General features: G+C 60.0%; 17 protein-coding genes and 1 rRNA gene. 10 read left to right on the forward strand and 8 right to left on the reverse strand.

Annotated features, from left to right (window positions below):
• The first annotated feature begins 190 nt into the window (after positions 1 to 190).
• Positions 191 to 1,561 carry a GntT/GntP/DsdX family permease gene (locus E0F99_RS16690; protein WP_083360295.1) on the forward strand — a complete coding sequence of 457 codons (1,371 nt, stop codon included), beginning with the start codon at positions 191 to 193 and terminating at the stop codon, positions 1,559 to 1,561.
• A gap of 3 nt (positions 1,562 to 1,564) precedes the next feature.
• On the opposite strand, the gene E0F99_RS16695 is transcribed toward E0F99_RS16690, so the two are convergent.
• Positions 1,565 to 2,854: an MFS transporter gene (locus E0F99_RS16695; RefSeq protein ID WP_130908824.1), complete on the reverse strand. Its 1,290-nt coding sequence runs from the start codon at positions 2,852 to 2,854 to the stop codon at positions 1,565 to 1,567.
• A 185-nt stretch (positions 2,855 to 3,039) separates the two neighbouring features.
• On the opposite strand from E0F99_RS16695, the gene E0F99_RS16700 reads away from it, so the two are divergent.
• From E0F99_RS16700 to E0F99_RS16720, 5 genes are all read left to right on the forward strand, one after another.
• Positions 3,040 to 4,458: a short-chain fatty acid transporter gene (locus tag E0F99_RS16700; protein WP_083360296.1), complete on the forward strand. Its 1,419-nt coding sequence runs from the start codon at positions 3,040 to 3,042 to the stop codon at positions 4,456 to 4,458.
• A gap of 184 nt (positions 4,459 to 4,642) precedes the next feature.
• Positions 4,643 to 4,963 (forward strand): hypothetical protein, encoded by a 321-nt coding sequence (locus E0F99_RS16705; protein ID WP_083360297.1) that lies wholly within the window; start codon positions 4,643 to 4,645, stop codon positions 4,961 to 4,963.
• Positions 4,964 to 5,060: 97 nt separating this feature from the next.
• Complete coding sequence (locus E0F99_RS16710) at positions 5,061 to 6,761, forward strand: acid phosphatase (protein ID WP_083360298.1); 1,701 nt, start codon at positions 5,061 to 5,063, stop codon at positions 6,759 to 6,761.
• Positions 6,762 to 6,883: 122 nt separating this feature from the next.
• On the forward strand, positions 6,884 to 8,053 hold the full coding sequence (locus tag E0F99_RS16715) for a hypothetical protein (protein WP_083360299.1): 1,170 nt from the start codon (positions 6,884 to 6,886) through the stop codon (positions 8,051 to 8,053).
• A 147-nt stretch (positions 8,054 to 8,200) separates the two neighbouring features.
• Positions 8,201 to 8,725, forward strand: a complete 525-nt coding sequence (locus tag E0F99_RS16720) for an SET domain-containing protein-lysine N-methyltransferase (protein WP_083360300.1) — start codon at positions 8,201 to 8,203, stop codon at positions 8,723 to 8,725.
• On the opposite strand, the gene can is transcribed toward E0F99_RS16720, so the two are convergent.
• Complete coding sequence (gene can, locus E0F99_RS16725; protein WP_083360301.1) at positions 8,722 to 9,366, reverse strand: carbonate dehydratase; 645 nt, start codon at positions 9,364 to 9,366, stop codon at positions 8,722 to 8,724. The two genes, E0F99_RS16720 and can, sit on opposite strands and share 4 nt — an antisense overlap.
• A 139-nt stretch (positions 9,367 to 9,505) precedes the next feature.
• On the opposite strand from can, the gene E0F99_RS16730 reads away from it, so the two are divergent.
• A complete protein-coding gene (locus E0F99_RS16730; RefSeq protein WP_083360302.1) occupies positions 9,506 to 9,910 on the forward strand; it encodes a serine kinase/phosphatase in 405 nt (134 codons plus the stop codon).
• 50 nt (positions 9,911 to 9,960) lie between these two features.
• On the opposite strand, the gene rimI is transcribed toward E0F99_RS16730, so the two are convergent.
• Both rimI and E0F99_RS16740 read right to left on the reverse strand, forming a co-directional pair.
• On the reverse strand, positions 9,961 to 10,413 hold the full coding sequence (rimI, locus tag E0F99_RS16735) for a ribosomal protein S18-alanine N-acetyltransferase (RefSeq protein ID WP_005784514.1): 453 nt from the start codon (positions 10,411 to 10,413) through the stop codon (positions 9,961 to 9,963).
• Positions 10,406 to 11,149: an energy transducer TonB gene (locus tag E0F99_RS16740; protein ID WP_083360303.1), complete on the reverse strand. Its 744-nt coding sequence runs from the start codon at positions 11,147 to 11,149 to the stop codon at positions 10,406 to 10,408. The genes rimI and E0F99_RS16740 overlap by 8 nt, the downstream gene beginning before the upstream one ends.
• A 187-nt stretch (positions 11,150 to 11,336) precedes the next feature.
• On the opposite strand from E0F99_RS16740, the gene mksB reads away from it, so the two are divergent.
• From mksB to mksF, 3 genes are read left to right on the forward strand one after another with little or no spacing between them, the layout of a single operon-like run.
• The gene (gene mksB, locus E0F99_RS16745; protein ID WP_083360304.1) at positions 11,337 to 12,614 is read left to right on the forward strand and encodes an Mks condensin complex protein MksB; all 1,278 of its coding nucleotides are present in this window, start codon (positions 11,337 to 11,339) and stop codon (positions 12,612 to 12,614) included.
• Positions 12,604 to 13,311 carry an Mks condensin complex protein MksE gene (gene mksE, locus E0F99_RS16750; RefSeq protein ID WP_083360305.1) on the forward strand — a complete coding sequence of 236 codons (708 nt, stop codon included), beginning with the start codon at positions 12,604 to 12,606 and terminating at the stop codon, positions 13,309 to 13,311. Before mksB ends, mksE begins: the two co-directional genes overlap by 11 nt.
• Positions 13,308 to 16,148 (forward strand): Mks condensin complex protein MksF, encoded by a 2,841-nt coding sequence (mksF, locus tag E0F99_RS16755; protein WP_083360306.1) that lies wholly within the window; start codon positions 13,308 to 13,310, stop codon positions 16,146 to 16,148. The genes mksE and mksF overlap by 4 nt, the downstream gene beginning before the upstream one ends.
• Before the next feature lie 171 nt (positions 16,149 to 16,319).
• Here the strand turns inward: mksF and E0F99_RS16760 are convergent, their stop codons facing one another.
• The 4 genes from E0F99_RS16760 to rrf all read right to left on the reverse strand — a co-directional run.
• Complete coding sequence (locus E0F99_RS16760; RefSeq protein WP_083360307.1) at positions 16,320 to 18,623, reverse strand: PqiB family protein; 2,304 nt, start codon at positions 18,621 to 18,623, stop codon at positions 16,320 to 16,322.
• Positions 18,616 to 19,239 carry a paraquat-inducible protein A gene (locus E0F99_RS16765; protein ID WP_083360308.1) on the reverse strand — a complete coding sequence of 208 codons (624 nt, stop codon included), beginning with the start codon at positions 19,237 to 19,239 and terminating at the stop codon, positions 18,616 to 18,618. Before E0F99_RS16765 ends, E0F99_RS16760 begins: the two co-directional genes overlap by 8 nt.
• Positions 19,226 to 19,885, reverse strand: a complete 660-nt coding sequence (locus E0F99_RS16770) for a paraquat-inducible protein A (protein WP_083360309.1) — start codon at positions 19,883 to 19,885, stop codon at positions 19,226 to 19,228. The genes E0F99_RS16765 and E0F99_RS16770 overlap by 14 nt, the downstream gene beginning before the upstream one ends.
• A 237-nt stretch (positions 19,886 to 20,122) precedes the next feature.
• Positions 20,123 to 20,202, reverse strand: a 5S ribosomal RNA gene (gene rrf, locus E0F99_RS31170); the annotation flags it as partial.

Raw genomic sequence — 20,202 nt, forward strand, 5'->3', positions numbered from 1 at the left:
TAGATCATAGCACTGTAGGCGAAATCCCCACGCACGGGTTGCAAATTTGTCATCCGCGTGACAGCTCACCGTTACATGACGCGCACCAAAATCGCCCATGAACGCTCTGGAACAGTTGTATCAGGTATGCTTTTCGAGCAGGAAACAAAAAGAAACATATTAGCCAACCTGTTCGATAAGGAGTCCCGTTTTGGAGTTATCGACTGCTGCGTGGATGGTTCACGACACCCGCCTCATGTTTTGCGTATTACTGGCCATCGCCAGCATCATTGTGCTGATCAGCGCGACCAAGCTGCCGCCCTTCCTGTCGATTCTGATCGGCACATTTATCGCCGGTGTCGGTGCCGGGTTGCCTCCGGAAGAAGTTGCCAAGGCGTTCAGCAAAGGCGCTGGGGCGATCCTCGGTGAAGCCGGGATTATCATTGCGCTGGGCTCGATGCTCGGTGCGCTGATGGCCGAATCCGGGGCGGCCGACCGTATCGCCACCACCCTGCTCGGGCTGGGTAAAGGCAAATCACTGCCGTGGGTAATGGCACTGGTGGCGATGGTGATCGGCCTGCCGCTGTTCTTCGAAGTCGGCCTGGTGATGATGGTGCCGATCATCTTCGTCATGGCCAAACGGTCGAACCAGCCGCTGCTGAAAATCGCCATTCCAGCGTTGGCGGGCATGACCACCCTGCACGCTTTGATGCCGCCGCATCCTGGGCCGCTGATTGCAGTGAGCGCGCTGCACGCCGACCTGGGCCTGACCATGTTGCTGGGCTTCTGCCTGGCGGTACCGGCGGTCATCCTCGCGGGCCCGCTCTACGGCAACTGGCTGTCCAAGCGCATGCACGTGGATGAACCGGCCGACATCGGCGCGTTGTTCAGCGCGCCGCCCAAGGCGCCGCGCCAGCCAAGTTTTGGTGTGTCGTTGCTGATCATTTTGCTGCCGGTGATTTTGATGCTCGGCAGCACCTTGGCCAAGGTCGCCATGTCACCGGAAAACCCAGTGGCATTGACCTTGAAATTCCTCGGTGAGCCGCTGATCGCCCTCGGCCTGGCCGTGATCGCCGCGGTGGTCTGCCTGGGCTGGGCTGCTGGCATGCCGCGTGCCGACGTCGGCAACACCCTGCGCAAAGCCCTCGCGCCCATCGCCGTGCTGCTGCTGACCATCGGCGCCGGTGGCGGCCTCAAGCAAACCCTGCTGGACGCCGGCGTCAGCCAGACCATCAGCAAGGTCGCCGAAGGCGCACACATGCCCTACTTGCTGCTGGCATGGTTGATCGCCGTGGCCCTGCGCCAGGCCACCGGCTCGGCGACCGTTGCTACCACTACCACGGCGGGCATTCTCGCGCCGATGATGGCGGGTTTGGCGGCGACCCAGAGTTCATTGGTGGCGCTGGCGATTGGCGCCGGCTCGGTGTTCTTTTGCCACGTCAACGACGCCGGTTTCTGGATGGTCCGCGAGTACTTTGGCCTACAACTGAAGCAGACGATCTGGGTGTGGTCGGTGTTGCAGACCATCGTTTCCGTCGTCGGCTTGGTGGGTACGCTGGTGCTCTGGCACTTTCTGACTTGAATCTCAGGTAGCCAATGTGTGGCGCTTGCCGAACAGCGCCACACTCCCCCCCCCGACGGCGCCCATCACCACGCAATAACCCACGCAGATCCACGGGCTCGTTGGCATCAACGCAATCAACAACAACGGCGTGGTACTCGCCCACAAAGCGTAGGCGATGTTGTAGGTGAAGGAAATCCCCGACACCCGCACCTGCGCCGGGAACAGGCCGACCATCACCGAGGGCACCGCGCCCACAACTCCGCAACTCAAGCCCGCCACGGCATACGCCGCGCCCAGCCAAACGCCGCCGCTGATCAGGCTGGCATACAGCACCGCAATGCCCACCGGCAGTAACAGGCTGTAGACCAGCACCGCGCGCCAGGCGCCGATGCGGTCCACCAGCAGGCCGGCGAGGACGCAGCCGATATTCAGAAAGACGATGCCCAATGCGCTCAAGGCGAAAGTGTGGCTGGGGCTCATGCCGAACGTTTTTTGCATCATGGTCGGGGTGATGACCACCAGCACCACCACGGCAGAAGTGAGTACGCAGGTAAGGATCATCGCCGGCAACAACACGCCACGATGCTCGCGCAGCACTGTGCGCAGTGGCAGTTCGGCGGCGGCCTGGCGACGCGCCTGCATTTCAAGAAATACCGGGGTTTCGTTGAGCCAGCGGCGCAGCCACACGCCGATCACACCGAACACGCCACCGAGCAGGAACGGAAAGCGCCAGGCGTAATCGAGGATTTCAGCGGGAGTGAAGACTTGCGCCAGCAGTGTGGCGGTCAATGCGCCGAGCAAGTAGCCGAAGGTCAGGCCGGCTTGCAGGAAGCCCAAGGCGTAACCACGGTGATTACGGGGCGCGTGCTCGGCAACAAAGGTCCAGGCGCTGGGCACTTCGCCGCCCACCGCTGCGCCTTGCAGCACGCGCAGCGCCAGCAGGATCAACGGTGCGAAATAGCCGATTTGCGCGTAGGTCGGCATGATCCCGATCAGCAGGCAGGGCAAGGCCATCATCAGGATGCTTAGGCTGAACACACGTTTGCGTCCCAGGTGATCGGCGAAGTGCGCCATCAGAATGCCGCCGAGCGGTCGTGCAAGGTAGCCGGTCACGAAGATGCCGAAGCTTTGCAGCAGGCGCATCCACTCGGGCATTTCTGGCGGGAAAAACAGTTGGCTGAGGGTCAGCGCAAAGAATACGAAGATGATGAAATCGTAGATTTCCAGGGCGCCGCCGAGGGCGGCCAAGCCCAGGGTTTTGTAGTCGGAGCGGGAAAAACGCTGCGCCTGTGGAGAGAAGGTGGCAGTCATGTGGAGGCTCGGCAGACAAACAAAATGGCGTGCAGGTTATGAGCTGCGCCCAATGATGGCAATCACGACAGATATATTTGTTTTCCTCATGGATCGATGAAAATAACTGCATTCCCATATCAATAGCCGTAGCGGAACATGCCGTAAAACTGCCAACACCATAATAAATACAAGAGGAAAGACTCGTGGCCGATGCTATCGAAGAAAGCCGCTATGCCCGATTTGCCCTGCGTTGTTCCAACTTCGCCGAGCGTTGGTTTCCCGACTCCTGGGTGTTTGCCGCCCTTGCGGTGATCATCGTCGCCGTGGCGACCCTGGGCATGGGCGCCGCGCCGACCGAAGCCGCCAAAGCCTTTGGTGATGGGTTCTGGAGCCTGATCCCGTTCACCCTGCAGATGGCCTTTGTGGTGATCGGCGGTTATGTGGTGGCCAGCTCACCGCCTGCGGTGAAACTGATCGACCGCCTGGCGCGCATCCCCAAGAACGGCCGCTCGGCCGTGGCCTGGGTGGCGTTGATCTCGATGGTTGCCTCCCTACTCAACTGGGGCTTGTCGCTGGTGTTCGGCGGTTTGCTGGTGCGCGCACTGGCCCGTCGCACGGATTTGCGCATGGATTACCGTGCGGCCGGTGCTGCGGCCTACCTGGGCCTGGGCGCGGTGTGGGCGCTGGGCCTATCGTCGTCGGCTGCGCAATTGCAGGCCAACCCAGCGAGCTTGCCGCCATCGATTCTGTCGATTACTGGGGTGATTCCGTTCACCGAGACCATCTTTCTGTGGCAATCCGGGGTGATGTTGCTCGCGCTGATCGTGGTGTCATTGATCATCGCCTACGCCACCGCGCCCGGCCCGAGCAGCGCCCGTGATGCAAAAGCCTGCGGCGTCGACCCGGCCTTCAACCTGCCCAAGATTCAAGCGCCAACCCGCCCAGGCGAATGGCTGGAACACAGCCCGCTATTGACCATTTTGCTGGCCCTGCTGGCGGCCGGTTGGCTGTTCCATGAGTTTTCAACCAAGCCGGCAATCAGCGCCATCTCGGGGCTGAACACCTACAACTTCCTGTTCATCATGGTCGGCGCGCTGCTGCACTGGCGCCCACGCAGCTTCCTCGATGCGGTCGCGCGGGCGGTGCCGACCACCACCGGCGTGCTGATCCAGTTTCCGCTGTACGGCTCCATCGCGGCGCTGATGACCGTGGTCAAGGGCGGCGACGGCCAGACCCTGGCGCACCATATCTCGACCTTCTTCACCGCCATCGCCTCCCACGACACCTATGCACTGTTGATGGGCGTGTACTCGGCGGTGCTGGGCTTCTTTATTCCGTCGGGTGGCGGCAAGTGGATCATCGAAGCGCCGTATGTGATGCAAGTGGCCAATGACCTGCAATATCACCTGGGCTGGGCGGTGCAGATCTACAACGCAGCTGAAGCGCTGCCGAACCTGATCAACCCGTTCTATATGCTGCCGCTGCTGGGCGTGCTGGGGCTAAAGGCGCGGGACTTGATCGGGTTTTCGTTTGTGCAGTTGCTGGTGCACACGCCACTGGTGTTGTTCCTGCTGTGGGCATTGGGGACGACGTTGAAGTATTTGCCGCCGGTCCTGCCCTGACGCGGTCAGTGTGGGTGCGGCGCTGCGACTGGGCCGCGCCCACATTATTAACGACAAGCCGCCTTTCTGATGCAACGCATGGGGTTCGTCCCACTCTGGGTGTCGACAACGCCTGACTTCTATCCCCTGCGCCGTTGATTAACCTGACTCGGATTACCACTCACCAATCGCCAAGGAAAATCCGATGACGCCCCTGTCCAAATCACTGGAAGAGTTGATCAATGATATTTATAAGGACGACAACGTATCGGTCGTTGAGTACACAACCCTGCGAGACGATGCCGATCGGCGCATGGCTGCCGTGATCAAAGAATTTGGTCTGCACAACAACGTGACAGCCTTCCAAAAAGCCGTGGATGTTGCCATGCAACTGCTGCAGACCAGCGTCATCGATGCGAAGAAGGCCAGGTTGACCGATACCGGCGAAGCCATCGTCAAGGATGCAATGACGGCTCAGGTGGAGTACTTGCGCGCGGGTAGCCAGTTGGCGCTGCGCCTGTTGTAATTGCCGGATTCAAATCGCTGTCTTCGTTCGGTCATATTCGGTTGTTACCGTCCTGGCGAAACATCTTGCAACAACTAGCCAGCAAGGACTCCCAGTAATGAGTGACGAGCACCAAGACCGCCCTTCCTGCGATTCCACAGCTCTACCACCGGTGGATACCAGCCGCCGGCGCTTCTTGGGAGGCGCGGCGGTACTGGGGGTCGGCGCGACCTTGGGTGCCTGCGGCAATACCGGCGAGCCCTCGGGCAAACCGCAAGTGCGCCCACTCACGCCGCAAGAGCTGGACAAGGCCCTGCACGACAACGTGAAGACTGTGGTGGTGATCTACGGCGAAAACCGCAGCTTCAACAACCTGTTTGCCGATTTCCCCGGCGTAGAGAGCCCGCTGTCCGCGCTCAAGCCCGCAGACTACCAGCAACGTGACCGTGACGGCAGCCTGCTGCAGACGCTGCCGCAAGTGTGGGGCGGCGTTGCTCAACTTGGGCCGCAGACGATCGACGGGGTGGTGTACCCCATCGCCACTCAATATCAAGAACACTTGCCCAATGCACCTTACGCCTTGAAAGGCCCGGACGGCGAAGACCTGCCGTTGAGCCTGATCACCCGCGACCTGTGGCACGTGTTTTATCAGAACCAGATGCAGATCAATGGTGGCAAGAACGATCAGTTCGTCGCCTGGGCCGACTCCGGCGCGCTGACGTTTGGCCATTACCCGCAAACGCGCTACTCACTGCGCCTGTGGGACGTCGCCAGGGAGTTCGTGCTCTGCGACAATTTTTTCCAGGGCGCCTTTGGTGGTTCTTACCTCAACCACCAGTACTTGATCAGTGCTCAAGTGCCGTTTTACCCGGATGCTGCCAATTCAGTGGCTAAATCGCAGATCGCCACGCTGCAGAGTGACGACCCGACCGACACACGCCTCAAGCCGCTGGACAAGTCCCCGGCCAGCGCCATGACCGGCCCGCCGCAATTCGGCCCCAGTGCGCTGACGCCGGACGGCTACGCGGTGAACACCATGGCACCACCGTATTGGCCGACCTGGATCCGCGACCCGGAACGCCCGGACTACGCCAAACCCGACTTGCCCAGCGTGCTGGTGCCGCAGTCTCACGACCACATCGGCGACAAGCTGTCGAAGAAAAACGTCGACTGGGCCTGGTACGGTGGTGCTTGGCAGGCGACGATCGACGAACACAAGGATTCGGCAGCGATCCCGAAGATTCCAAGTTTTCAGTATCACCATCAGCCGTTCAACTACTTCAAGCAGCAAGGCCCGCAAAACCCGGTTGAGCGCAAGAAACGTCTGCGCGATGGCGGCTTGGGCGATGAGCCGAGCACCAACCACTTCCTGGCTGATGCCCAGGCGGGAACACTGCCGGCGGTGACCTTCTACAAACCTCAGGGCAACCTCAACATGCACGCCGGTTACGCTGACGTGGCCTCGGGTGATCGCCATATCACCCGCTCCCTGAAGGTGCTGCAGGAAAGCCCACAATGGAAAAACATGGTGGTGATCATCACCGTCGATGAAAACGGCGGCTGGTGGGACCACGTTGCACCGCCCAAAGGCGACCGATGGGGCCCGGGCACACGGATTCCGGCGGTGGTGGTCTCGCCATTTGCGCGCAAAGGCACGGTGGACCATACGGTGTACGACACGGCGTCGATCCTGCGTTTGATCACCCGGGTGTTCCAGCTGGAGAAACTGGAGGGCCTCAAGCTGCGTGATGATGCAATGACTGCCCGCGGCCAGACGCCCATGGGCGACTTGAGCAACGCGCTGGAGTTCAAGGCGTAGGTTTTCTTATCCAATAGCGACACGCCTGGCGATTTAACACGCGGTTTTCCTGGTCAACCGCTACTGTGTCGATGTGGGCTTTCAACCCGCGCAGACGGGCTTTCGCTGACAAGGAACCAACTATGTTTAAACCGACCAGGCTGTCCTTCACCCTGGCCGCACTGCTGGCCAGTGCGGTCGTACAGGCCGATATCGAAGTACCACTGGGCAGCACGCAACGCGTCACCCAATTATTTGCCTTTCCCAATAACTGCAACGTGATCTGCTTTCGGCCCTGGACACTGGAGCAGACCGCCGAGCACTACTTGAACCAGAGCCTGCAGCGCGACGGTTACAGCCGCGCCAAGGTCAGCGTGAAGACCCACGACGGCCAGGTCTCAGCCACCTTCACCGGCGTGCCGGAGCATTACGGCCAGCCTCTGACCACGTTGCTTAATACCGCAGACTTAGCCTACCAAGGCGCCAGCAAACTCAACGCCGACGGCAAATGGGCCTACAACTGGTACCTGTTCCTGCCGCTGGGCATGGCGCTGGAAAACCGCAAAAGCATCGAGTTGCTGCACTTCCCGCCGGATTATTCGCTGACCCAGGCGCAGGACTACCTGGAATCGGCCACCACTGACCGATGGGCCACGTTGCTCACCGACAACGGCATCCCGGCCACCGAAACCCCGGCTTACCAGACCATCATCGATATTGCACCGATCGCCGCGCCGTCCAATGCCGGCAAGGATCTGGAAAACGTCTACAGCTATTTCGCCGATTACCAGACCCGCATGGTCAGGGAGCTGAGCCTGCGCGCGAACGGCTCATTACCGATGGTCGCATTTGGCGCACCGGTGCGTAATTGGATCAAGCAACAATACGGCCAGACCGTGGCGGTGCTTGGCCTGGCGCAGATCAGCCCGGCAGCGGGTAAAAGCGTGTCGGTGCTGGGGTCGAACCACCCGAGTTACATCTGGTATGCGGCGGACCCGGCCAGCTATGGCGGCGATGAGCAGCAAGCGGATGAAGCGGGTTTGAAGGTGATGGGACAAGATTTGAGCGCTGCCTGCTGGCAGGCCGGCATGGGACACAAACCTGCCAGCGATGCGAATGTATTGCTCAAGGCCTGCATGAACACGTGGCAAGTGACGCGCAAGGAGCAGACCTGTGAATTGTTCTACACCTCGGTGCGCAACCTGACTGCGGAACAAGCGAACGCCAAATGCGCCACGCCCCCCATCAAGGCTCAGTTAAAGCAACTGAGGAATGCCGCACCCACCCCAGCGGTCTTAGCCCCAGCGCTGTAGTTCGCACAAAATATAAGCGGTTTCTACTGTCAGGTTTCACAGTAGAAACCGAGCCTAACTTGAGCGAGTCTTGAACAGCACACACCCGCTGCAAGACTGGTAGTCAGACTCCACTCGCAAGTCGATGCAGCCTAACCCGGGAGAGTTATGAAAACTCAAGCCATGGATAAGGCTAAAACTGCTGTGAGTAAGGGTCTCTACCCCTTCCAGACGGTGCTCGTCGAACAGGGTTACCCTTCGACCAAACACTTCCAGATCGCGCAGGGCACCAATGGCATCGGCGTAGGCATCGAGGCCCGCGTCGACTTCGACAGTCGCGTACGCATCGCTCGAGTGTCCGGCCACGCCTTGAACGAGCGGCGCACGCATACCTTGCAGCTATCCACACGCATCCACTTATACGACCCGTGGTTCAGCGGCCTAGTGAGGCACTCCTGCAACCCGAACGTGTTCTTCGACTCCACTTACCTGGAAGTCTGGAGCGTGCGGTCCATCGTTGCCGGCGAACTGCTGACGATGGATTACGCCACCACCGAAGACGCGCTGTTCCGGCAGTTCGCCTGCCAATGCGGCGAGTTGAACTGCCGGGGCTGGATCACCGGCAGTGCAGAGCCCTTGAACGCTGATGGTCAGGCCTTCATGACCCAATGGCGCCTGCGCAAACGGCCTTAAGCTTCACCCAGCGGACGCAGGCGATATTGCGGCGGCAGTTGCTCGAAGCCACTGATCGTGGTGTTCAAGCTCTTCCAACGGCCATCCTTGATGCCGTAGATGCAGCCGTGGATCGACAGGCTCTGCCCACGGTGCCAGGCGTTTTGCACAATGCTGGTATGACCGACGTTGGCCACCTGCTGAATCACGTTCAGCTCGCAAAGGCGGTCCACACGCTCTTCTTCGGTCGGCAATTGGGCCAGCAAGTCGCGGTTTTCATAGTAGAGGTCACGAATGGTACGCAGCCAGCCGTCGATCAGACCGAATTGGCGGTCCTGCATCGAGGCGCGCACACCGCCGCAGCCGTAGTGGCCGGTGACAAGGATGTGTTTGACCTTGAGCACATCGACCGCGTACTGGATCACCGACAGGCAATTGAGGTCGGTGTGCAGCACCACGTTGGCCACATTGCGGTGCACGAACAGGTCACCCGGCAGCATGCCGACGATCTCGTTGGCCGGCACGCGGGCGTCGGAGCAGCCGATCCACAGGTATTCCGGGGTTTGCTGGCGGGCAAGTTTGGCGAAGAATTCGGGATCTTCCTGTTTGATCGCATCCGCCCAGCGTTCGTTGTTATCAAGCAAGTTTTGTAGTTCGTTCATCAGGGAAAGCCTCAGGAATGATGCGCAGCTGTGTGACAGACGAGCGCTCGTCCGGGTCACGCCCAACCGCAATTAGCTTGAATCTTTAGGTCGCCGTGCCGGTCCACACACTATAAGCCCCACAGTATGAGGAATGGCCATGACCGAATCACGACGTCCCTACGGCGCTACGCAGCCAGAACCAATTGACGACAACGAAGACCGCATGGGCTCGATGCGCGAGCTGGACTTTGACGAGCAAGGGCCAACGGCGGAAATCGGCGATGAGATCCCGCCTAGTGAGCGCGAGCATTTGTTGCCCGACGAACGGGTACGCGAGGCAGGGATGACCGGTGCGTCGACGGATGACCATGAGTCGACCGACGATGATATGAGCCCGGAAACCCTGATCCACGAAGATGGCGCGCGCGATGCACGGGAGGAAGGTGAAGACAGCCCGGCGGATTACGATCTGAGCATCGTCGATGAAGATGAAATCGGCGGGGGGAATGGGCTGGATGAGGCTGAGTTGGCCGATATTGATCCGGTCGACGGTAACCGCTGACACAGCGCGGTTCAAAATGTGGGAGCCCGCTCCCACATTGGCTTGTGTATTCAGTCGACTAGCGTGCAGGCCATCACGACGGCATCTTCGCGGCCACCCACGGCAGGGTAGTAATCTCGCCGACGGCCAATTTCGTTAAACCCATAACGCTCATACAGGCGGAACGCGCCGGTATTGCTGTCGCGCACTTCCAGGAAACATTCGCGAGCACTGGCGGCATACGCCCGGGACATCAAATGTTCCAACAGAGCCAGGCCTAAACCACGGCCCTGGTTTTCCGGCTTGACGGTGATATTGAGCAGATGTGCTTCATCGAGAATGATCTGCACCACACCGTGCCCCACCTGTTGCTCGCCCTCGAACATCAGCCAGATCTGGTATTTGCCTAGCCCATCGAGAAAAATCCCACGGGTCCAGGGATGGCTGAACGCCGCGTATTCGATCTTCAGTACAGCGTCGAGGTCCGCCTCGGTCATCGGGCGGAAGGATAAAGCTTCACTCATCGGTACTTTTCCAGCGCGCCATTAGCCGGCGCATGGCTTGCCAAACATCAGCCTTACGCTGTGGCTCTTCCATTAATAATTCCAGGCCCGGCAGGGCCCAAACGGACCCCAGGCCTTCGACCTGCAGTTCGCGGTACCAGGCTTCGGCATTCGCTTCGCCGGCAAACCGTACGGCGGGCAGGCCGATCAGCCACAGGCACACGCAGGGTTCGTCTTCCAAGCGCGCAGACACGAAACCTTGGACAAAATCCCGCGCGGCTTCCGGGCCCTGGTCCATGTTGCCGCGCACCAGCAGCGGCCAGCGCACCGGGTCACCGACGATTAGCGGGCTATCGGGCAGGCCGGCCGCGCGCAGCATGTCCTTGAGCAGCATGTAGGCCGGGTCGCGGGTCTGGAAGCGCTCGCCGGTGGGTAACTCCACCAACAGCAGGCAACGCCCGGCCCGCAGCAATTGCAGGGCAAAACGCGGCGGCGGCACCACGGGCGCCTTGGCCACCGGGGCAGTTTCTTCGGCCACTGCCGGCTTGGCCATTGGCGATGGGCGCGGCACTTCAATTTTCGCCCGCTCGACGACCGGCCGCACCTCGGGGACGGGCTTGACCACCGCGACCGGTGCGGCGGCCTCCTCGCCCGAAACCTCGAACGCCTCATAGGGCTCAAGCGCTTGCAGCAGCTCGGGCCGCGACGGGGCGGCAAACGGCAGTTCGGTGCGGGGCAGCCAGTTGACCACCTGCATGGCGGTCAAGTAAGCGCGACGTCGGGACTCGATAAGCACAGCTCGGCCACTTGTGGATAAGTAAAGAGCAGGGATTCTACCGCTGTTCGGTAACAATCGCCCACTGCGCACTGACCGGCTGTGGATAAATCCCGCGCCTGATGCAGTACAATCGCGACTTTTAATCGCCAACCAGCCGGCCATTCCCATGATCGAACCCAAGCGCGTCCTGCGCGCCCTCGCCGAACACTGGGCCTTACTTGAGCCACTGTGCGAACACTTCGACCAAGGCACCTTGAGCCTGAGCGAGCTGCGCGCGCAATTGGCCGCCCAACAACTGGACAGCACGCCACAGGACATCACCAGCCTGCTGGACGTGTGGATTCGCCTGGATATCCTGGTGCCTGTCGCCAAGAGCCCGAACCGTTTCGAGCTCAACGCGCAGATCCATGACTTCCTCGCCTATCTTCGCAAGGAGCACCGGCTTGGCCTGTGCCTGGAAATCGAAGCCTATCTGCGCCACCTTGAGCGCCTGGCCGGTTATATCCAGGACGCCTTCGACATCCGCGATGGCCACGACCTGGCCCGTCAGTTGCGCCTGCTGGATATGCGCGTACGCGACGTGCTTAAAAAACTCGCCAACGACGAACAAGCCCTCGCTGCCGTGGCCGACCGCGCCAAGACCAGCGACCGGCAGATCCCATTGCGCCAGCGTTACGCCGAGGTCCTGGCGACCTGGGACGAATACGTCGAACCGATGATCCAACTGGTGAACGCCGACGGCGCCTTCGAGCAAGGCGTGCGCAAGGTCGAGAACGTGCTGCTGCGCATGCTCACCGAGCAGCAGCGTCTTGGCCATCTGGTCGACGACGACATGCTGTTGCGCACTCACGCGCGCATCCTCGAAATGCAGACCAGCGCCCAACTGACCCTGCGTCACGCCCGCGAGCTGCTGCTGCCGTTGCGTGAAGAAGCACGTCGGCACAACGCCGTGACCCGTGGCGCGGCACTCGCGTTGTCGGCCATCCGCCGTAAAGGGTTGGACGCGGTGCCGCAGGCGGCGATGCCGATGTTCACGCGGCCGCAAAGCACCTTCCTCGGCAGTGCCAGCCAGGTCGAGGCCTATGTGTATGCCCTGGCGAATTTCGAGCCGAAACCGGCGCGTTTCCCCAAGGCGCACAAATCCCACAAGAGCGAAGCCCAGCGTGCACCGCGCACGGTCAAGGAAATGCTCGAACGCTGCGAAGACGCACTGCCGATGCCGGACTTGATGAGCTGGCTGCTGGAGCAGGAACCGGACGGCGCCACCGACGAATTGTTGTACTGGTTCTCACGCCTGTCCCGCGAAAAACGCTTCAAGCGCGAACGCCTGGAGCGCCGCGATTACCACACACACGAGCATCAGGTCAGCCTGCGCTCATTCGCCCTGCTCCCGGCCAGCACTGACGCGGCCGAGCATTCTGCGAGCACCCCTTATGCATCTTGATCTATCCGAACTGTCCCAACTGGCGCCGATCTTTCGCGAGCTGTTCAAGGGTTACCACGTCAGCCGCCGCGACCCGGAGCTGTACGCGCAACTGTCGAACTTCCAGGACCAATACCGCACGCTGTTCAAGGCACTGGGCTTTGAGCTGGTCTGCGATACGCGCGGTTTCTACTATTTCGTGCCGGACTCCGCCATCGCCAGCGCGCAGGTCAACAAGACCGCGCAGCGCCTGGCGCTGTTCACCTTTATCATCGTCGAGCATTTGGCCGACCAGGGCCGCGACCCGATTGCCGTGCTCGACGGCGGCAGCCTCGGCCGCGATGAACTGCCGTCGCTTTTGGAGAAGTACCGCGACCTGTTTATCCAGGCCGAAGTGCAGACCCAGGAAGAACTCGAAGAAAAAATCATGCGCCGCATGACCCAGTTGGGTTTTGCCAGCGAAGACAACGGCGTTTATCGCTTCCTGCCGCCGATGCACCGTTTCCTCGACGTGTGCCTGTCGGTTCAGCAAGACCGTGACCTCGCGGCCAGCGTGCACAGCGTATTGCCACTGCCGGCGCCGGTGATCATCGACGAAGACAGCGATGAGAAACTGCTCAAAACCGATGACCCGCTGGACTTGAGCGACTTCGCCGAAGAAAGCGAAGAAGACGCCATCGCCCGTGCGATTGCCGAAGAACAGGAGACCGATGCATGAGTAAGGAACGCTACGGCATCCGCCGCTTCGCCCTATTGAACACCGCCGGTTACAGTTTGGGCCTGTTCCCGCTGGAAGAACCGCTGTCGGTGTATGGCGCGAACAACCTGGGTAAATCCGCGTCGATCAACGCCCTGCAATTCCCGATTCTGGCGCGTATGTCGGACATGAGTTTCGGCAAGTACACCCTGGAGCAATCGCGACGCTTCTACTTTGCCACCGACACCAGCTACATCCTTGTAGAAGTCTCGCTGCCCCACGGCCCACACGTGATCGGCGTAGTCGGGCGTGGCCCTGGCGGTGGTTTTGGTCACCAGTTCTTTGCCTATGCCGGCAAGCTGGACCTGGCCCACTACCAGAAAAACGACACCTGCCTGCGTCAGAAAGAGCTGTTCACCAACCTTGAACGCGAAGGCCTGAAAGCCTACGAACTCAAGCCGGATGAACTACGGCGTTTGCTGGTGGGCGGCCACACGTCAATCCCGCTTGACCTGACCCTGATCCCGCTGCGCTCCACCAGCGAGCAGAGCCTGAAAACCTTCCGCGCGCTGTTTATCAACCTGCTGCACATGCGCGAAATCACCGCGGCCAAGCTCAAGCAATTATTCCTGGATGCCTTCGAACACAGCCTGCGTTCGGGCAGCGTCGATTACATCGCGGCGTGCGAAGAAGCCTTCCGCGATGTGCGACGCATGGAGCAGGACTACAACTCGCTGGTGGCTGCCGGCCCGTTGGTTGAAGCCCTGGCCAATGGTGTGAAACAGCGCGACATTTTGCGCGGCAAACTGCATCGCCTGTCGCCGTTGCTGGACTCCTTGCTCGGCACCTGGTCGGACTACGCCAGTGCACGCAAGGAAGAGCTGACCCTCCAGGCCGAGCATTACCGCAACGAGCAGGACTCGCTGCAAAACGACCAGCGTGGCGGCACCCAGGAGCTGATGCGCCTGGAGCGGGAAATCAGTGGTATTCAGCGTTGGCTGGGCGAGCTGTCGGTGCTCAAGCATCGCTTTGCGCTGGTGGATGACGTCAAGGTGCTGGAGCAGCAACTGCTGGCCGCCAAGGATGCCCACGATGAGTTGGCAGGTGCGTTGGCACAGTCCCGGCAGTTCAGCGCCGAGGACTTGGACGAGCGTCTGCGCGACCTGGAAAAACGCCTGAAGTCGGTCAAGCAGCAGCTTGATCACGCGGACAACAACAGCTACGCCAAACTGCGCGAGGAGTTTTCGCAGCAGGATGTCGAGCGTCTGATGCGCTTGTTCAACAGCTCGTTGTTCAGCCTGCCGCTGGGCGAGCATGGCATCACGCTGGATGAGGACGGCCAATGGGTCAAATCCCTGGAGCACATCCTCGACGGTTTCAAAGGCGAGCGTTTTGAAGTGCCGGGGCTGTCCATCGACATCTCGCACATCGAGCCACCTGCGCTGCAGGCATTGGCGGATCGCGCGGCGTTGCGCGATCAGAAAGAGCGCCTGGAAAAAGAACTCAAGCAGCTTAAGACGCAGCAGGCTGTAGCCTCTGACCGTGCGGCGAGCAAGACCCAGACCGAAGCGCTGTACCAGCAAGTGCTGGATGCACAAAAGGCGCTGGAAGACTTCCGACGCGCGCAAACCCTCAGCGCTGAAGAAGGCGAGAAGCTGGAACAGCTGGCGCAGATGGAAGCCGCGCAGGATGAGTTGAAGCGCTCCAGTGACGCCTTCACCGAACGCGTGCAGCAACTGTCGGCCAAGCTGCAACTGGTCGGCCGTCAGATCGGCGATATGGAAGCCAAGCAACGCACGCTGGATGACGCACTGCGTCGTCGCCAGCTGTTGCCGGCGGACTTGCCGTTCGGGACGCCGTTCATGGACCCGGTCGACGACTCCATGGACAACCTGTTGCCGCTGCTCAATGACTATCAGGACAGCTGGCAAGGTTTGCTGCGCGCCGATGGGCAGATCGACGCACTGTATGCGCAGGTGCGCCTCAAAGGTGTGGCCAAGTTCGACAGTGAAGATGATATGGAGCGTCGCCTGCACCTGCTGATCAACGCCTATGCGCACCGCACCGACGAAGCCCTGACCTTGGGCAAGGCGCGCCGTGCAGCCGTCACCGATATCGCGCGCACCCTGCGCAATATCCGCAGCGACTACGACAGCCTGGAACACCAGTTGGCGTTGTTCAACCGCGAGATCAACAAACGCCAGGTGTCCAACCTGCAAAGCTTCCGCATCGTGCTGGCGCCGAACAAGGAAGCCCTCAAGCATATCGACCAGATCATCCACAGTGCCGGTCAGTATGAAGAAGGCGAGACCCTGTCGGTGTTCGACTTAAGCCAAAGCGCCGAGCAGGACAACAAGAACGAAGAGGCCAAGGAATACTTGGCGCGCCTGGTGGCGGCCAACCATAACCAGTTGGGCCTCAAGGACTTGTTCGAGCTGGCGTTCGAGATCACCAAGGTGCATGGCCAGCCGGTGATTCACACCGACATCGATGGTGCGGCGTCCAACGGCACCACCATGACCATCAAAGCGCTGACCAACATGTACTTGTTGCTGCACTTGATGGACCGTGATCAGGCCGGGCGTGTGCGCTTGCCGTACTACCTCGACGAGGCGGCGGACATCGATGAGAAGAACCAGGCGGCGCTGCTGGAAACCAGCTTGCAGCTGGGCTTCGTGCCGATTCTGGCCAGTGTGAAACCGCAGGTATCCGCCCAAGTGGCGATCGACCTGGAAGGTGGCAGCGGGCCGAATGGTATCTATATCGATGAGGCGGATTGGAAGTACATCCGTCGTCATGATGCAGTAAAGGCCACGGTGAATGTGCAGGCGGATGAGCCGGAGCTGGATGAGATTTGATCGGCTGAAATGAAATGCAAAAAGGCCCCTGGGTGAAAATCCAGGGGCCTTTTTTGTCGCCTGTTACAGCCTCTTCGCGGCCAAGCCCGCTCCCACAGGTGACCGCATTCCTACAAGATAAATGCGGTTGTATGTGGGAGCCGGGCTTGCCCGCGATAGGCGCGCCTCGGTCTATTTTCCGAGCGGAATTTTAGGCGCCCACGTCAGCCATTCATCCTCAAACTTGTCGAACAGCGGGAAGGTTTGCTGCGCACGTGCGACGTTGCCCATACGCTCGCCATCTGGCGTAGCGAAGGCGATGCCGCCCGCGACCAGGGTCTCCAGGGACTCGGTACGTACCGTCGCGCCTTTGAACAGGCCGAAGTCGAGCCCGAAGCCGCTGGTGTTCCAAAAGCGGCTGCCGCTGCGTACCAGTGGCGCGTACTTGGGCTCAATCAGGATGTGGATCAGCACGCGGTCAGCGGTCTGGCCCAGCTCGTAGCCGGTGACCTTGCCGACCGTGACTTCGCGGTAAGTGACCGGGACGCCCTCCTTCAACGAGCCACGGCGTGCGGCGCTGAGTACCAGGCTCAGGCCTTCCTCGTGATGAACTGCCTCTGGTGGTTTTTCCAAGGCGACGAAGCTCTTTTGTGGCCTCGCGTTTTTCGCTGAAGGCTGTACCTCGATGTATTGGCCGGTCACCAGGGTTTCCAGGTTCGAGGTTTTCATCAGACCCAGCTCAGGCTTGACCACCCAGAACTGACTGCCGGTGCGTGCGATTCGATCAGCCACTTGGGTAATGCGTGCACTGAGCAACACGGACTGCATATCGGCACTCAGATCGACGCTCTCGATTTTACCTACGTCCAGGCCCTTGAAGCGTACCGCCGTGCCGGCGCGCAAACCGTCGGCGCGATCAACCTTGATGGTCACCAAGGTGCCATGTTGATTGGCCGCCTCACGATCGGTAAACAAACGGAAACGTGGGATGCGCTTTTTCAGCGGCACGTTTGGCTCTGGTGTTTCGAAGGCTATACCGCCGGCCATGAGGCTGGCCAGGGATTCACTCTTCACCTGAATGCCGCCGGTGAGGCCGCCCGTCAGCGTGACGCCGCTGGCATTCCAAAAGCGTGTCGAACCGTTGACCAGGTTTTCGTATTCTTTCTCGATGTGAACGCCGATCACCAGTTGCTTGTTCTTGCGCGAGAACTGGTAGCTCTGCACCGAACCGACCTTGACCTGCTTGTAGAGGATCGGGCTGCCGACATCCAGCGAGCCGAGATTATCGGTGAAGAGCACCATGTGCAGGCCTGGGGAACGCAGGTCAAGCGGCGGCGCCTTGGCCCGAGCAACGAACTCACGCTGTGGTGCGCTGCCTTTGTCGCCGGGGCGGATGGCGATGTAGTTACCTTTGACCAGTGCCTCCAGGCCAGTAATACCGGCCAGGGAGATGGACGGCTTGACCACCCAAAACTGGGTGTCTTGCACCAGATAGTCTTCGGCAAGTGGGTCGAGGGTCAACTCGGCGTTGGCACTGGACAGGTCTGGGTCGATCTTCAGGGTTTTCAGGCTACCGACTTGGATGCCTTTGTACATGACCGGGGTACGCCCGGCCTGCAGGCCTTCGAAGTCGGTGAGTTTGACCTTGACCTTGAGGCCTGCTGCGGCGGCGTCGAAGTCTTCGTAGAGACGAAACGGCAGGCTCGGGTCGGTCGCAGGGCTGTCCTTGCGATTCTCGGGCGTGGCGAACGCGATGCCGCCGGCGACGATGCTGGAAAGGGATTCACTGCGCACTTTGACGCCGGAGAGGTTGGCGTCGATGCTGATGCCGCTGGCGTTCCAGAAACGCGTATGTTTGCGCACCAGGCTGGCGTAGGTCGGCTCGATGTAGACCTTGATCTCGACGGTGCTCTGGTCCTGCGACAGTAGGTAGCTTTTAACCTGGCCGACCTGGATCTGCTTGTAGAACACCGGGCTGCCACGGTTGAGCGAGCCGAGGCGATCGGCCTTGATGGTCAAGTGCAGGCCGGGCTTGGCATCGGATAACGGCGGCTCTTCAGACAGGGCCTTGAACTTGCGTGTGGGCTCACCATCGCCAGGGCTGGCGGCAATGTAGTTACCCGAGACCAGGGTTTCCAAGCCAGTGATACCGGCGAGGCTGACGCTGGGTTTGACCAGCCAGAAGCGCGTGTTGGTCTTGAGGTATTGCTCGACATCCTTGTTCATTTCGATGGTCGCGATCACCCCGCGATTGCTGCCCTCGTCGTCCAGGGCCAGCGTCTTGACCTTGCCCACGGTCATGCCTTTGTAGACTACCTCAGTCTTGTTGACCTGGATGCCCTCACCGCTTTCAAAGCGCACTTGGATCTCGATGCCTTGCTGGGAATAGGCACGCCATCCCAGCCAGCCGCCGATGATCAGGGCCACCAACGGCAACACCCAAATGGCCGACCAGTTGGAGGCTGGGCGGGTTTTAGCTTTTGGCAAATCACTCATGGTCGTCGTCCGACTCCGTGTTGTCCCAAATCAGTCGGGGATCAAAAGTTACTGCGGCAAGCATCGTCAAGATCACCACACTGGCGAACGCTGCGGCACCGAGATTGGCCTCGACACTGGCAAGTCGCCCAAAGTTAACAACCGCCACCAGGATGGCGATCACGAAGATATCCAGCATGGACCACCGGCCAATGAATTCGATAAAGCGGTACATGACAATGCGTTGTCGCGCGCTCAACGGTTGATGACGCTGCACCGAAAACAACAGTAGGCCAATGCCCACCAGCTTGAATGTCGGCACCAGGATACTGGCGATAAATACTACTGCTGCGATGGGGAACATACCGTGCTGAACCAGCTGGATCACACCGGCCATGATGGTACTAGGATCGCCCTGGCCAAGGGAGTTGACGGTCATGATTGGCAATAAGTTGGCCGGGATGTACAAGATCGCCGCCGTGATCAGTAATGCCCACGTACGCGTGAGGCTGTTGGGGCGACGGGCATGGATCAGCGCACCGCAACGGGTGCAGAGTTGCTCCTCTGTATCAGCCGCTTGCTTGTTCAACTCGTGGCACTCGGTACAAATCAGAATGCCCGCATCAATCGCCCGCATGATCATCCTCTCCTGACAGCGCTTGCCAGATCTGGTGGGGCGACATCACCACCTCAAGCAGTACTTGAACCATTAATAGACTGACGAAACAGATAAGCCCCAGGCCTATCGTGATGGAGGCCATGTCGGCGAGTTTGACGATCGCAACGAGCACGCCCATCAAGTAAACCTCCAACATCCCCCAATCCTTCAGGTGATGGTAAATGCGGTAGAGCAACAGCCCATAACTGCGACCGATCCTCCAGCGAATGCTGAGCAGAACCGCCAATTGGCAGAGCAACTTAAGCAGGGGAATGCCCATGCTGCACAGAAACACCACGGCCGCGACGCCTTGCATACCGGTATCGAAAAGCCCGACAACACCACTCCATACGGTGTCTTCTGAGGACTGCCCGAGTAGATTGAGCTGCATGATGGGTAAAAAGTTCGCGGGGATGTACAGCAATAACGCGGCAAGCACCAAGGCCAGGCTTCGTTCAACGACGCTGTGGCGGTGCGCATATAACTCGTAACCGCAGCGCGGGCATTGGGCTTTTTCACCGAGGGCGAGTACGGGTTTGCGCATCAGCAAGTCGCACTCATGGCATGCCACCAGATCCTCCAGTGGTAAGTCCGACACCTTGAGGGTATCAACTGGATCGGGCATAGATAGGGCTCGAACTGTAAAAAAGGTTAGGTGCCTATTCTAGTGGTCTGGTTCAGAAATAACTGTGCAAATTTGTCGGGAAGAACCGGGGTGGCCGATGAAAGCAGGCAATCAGAACGTTGCTTTAATTGGCTGGCGACACCATTCGCGCTAAGGGCGAATGAGCCCATTCACGCTTTCCGACCGCCCAAAACAAAACCCCTGTTTGCGTTAGCAAACAGGGGTTCTGGAATTTAATCTTGACGATGACCTACTCTCACATGGGGAAACCCCACACTACCATCGGCGATGCATCGTTTCACTGCTGAGTTCGGGAT

It is taken from the genome of Pseudomonas antarctica (genome assembly GCF_900624995.1).
In the GTDB taxonomy this organism is placed as follows: domain Bacteria; phylum Pseudomonadota; class Gammaproteobacteria; order Pseudomonadales; family Pseudomonadaceae; genus Aquipseudomonas; species Aquipseudomonas antarctica.

Coding starts and splice junctions, on each gene's coding strand:
- E0F99_RS16730 (WP_083360302.1), top strand. CDS start 9,506: ATGACCGAATCACGACGTCCCTACGGCGCTACGCAGCCAGAACCAATT.
- rimI (WP_005784514.1), bottom strand. CDS start 10,413: ATGAGTGAAGCTTTATCCTTCCGCCCGATGACCGAGGCGGACCTCGAC.
- E0F99_RS16760 (WP_083360307.1), bottom strand. CDS start 18,623: ATGAGTGATTTGCCAAAAGCTAAAACCCGCCCAGCCTCCAACTGGTCG.
- E0F99_RS16695 (WP_130908824.1), bottom strand. CDS start 2,854: ATGACTGCCACCTTCTCTCCACAGGCGCAGCGTTTTTCCCGCTCCGAC.
- E0F99_RS16705 (WP_083360297.1), top strand. CDS start 4,643: ATGACGCCCCTGTCCAAATCACTGGAAGAGTTGATCAATGATATTTAT.
- E0F99_RS16715 (WP_083360299.1), top strand. CDS start 6,884: ATGTTTAAACCGACCAGGCTGTCCTTCACCCTGGCCGCACTGCTGGCC.
- E0F99_RS16720 (WP_083360300.1), top strand. CDS start 8,201: ATGAAAACTCAAGCCATGGATAAGGCTAAAACTGCTGTGAGTAAGGGT.
- E0F99_RS16770 (WP_083360309.1), bottom strand. CDS start 19,885: ATGCCCGATCCAGTTGATACCCTCAAGGTGTCGGACTTACCACTGGAG.
- E0F99_RS16740 (WP_083360303.1), bottom strand. CDS start 11,149: ATGCAGGTGGTCAACTGGCTGCCCCGCACCGAACTGCCGTTTGCCGCC.
- mksF (WP_083360306.1), top strand. CDS start 13,308: ATGAGTAAGGAACGCTACGGCATCCGCCGCTTCGCCCTATTGAACACC.
- E0F99_RS16765 (WP_083360308.1), bottom strand. CDS start 19,239: ATGCGGGCGATTGATGCGGGCATTCTGATTTGTACCGAGTGCCACGAG.
- can (WP_083360301.1), bottom strand. CDS start 9,366: ATGAACGAACTACAAAACTTGCTTGATAACAACGAACGCTGGGCGGAT.
- mksB (WP_083360304.1), top strand. CDS start 11,337: ATGATCGAACCCAAGCGCGTCCTGCGCGCCCTCGCCGAACACTGGGCC.
- mksE (WP_083360305.1), top strand. CDS start 12,604: ATGCATCTTGATCTATCCGAACTGTCCCAACTGGCGCCGATCTTTCGC.
- E0F99_RS16710 (WP_083360298.1), top strand. CDS start 5,061: ATGAGTGACGAGCACCAAGACCGCCCTTCCTGCGATTCCACAGCTCTA.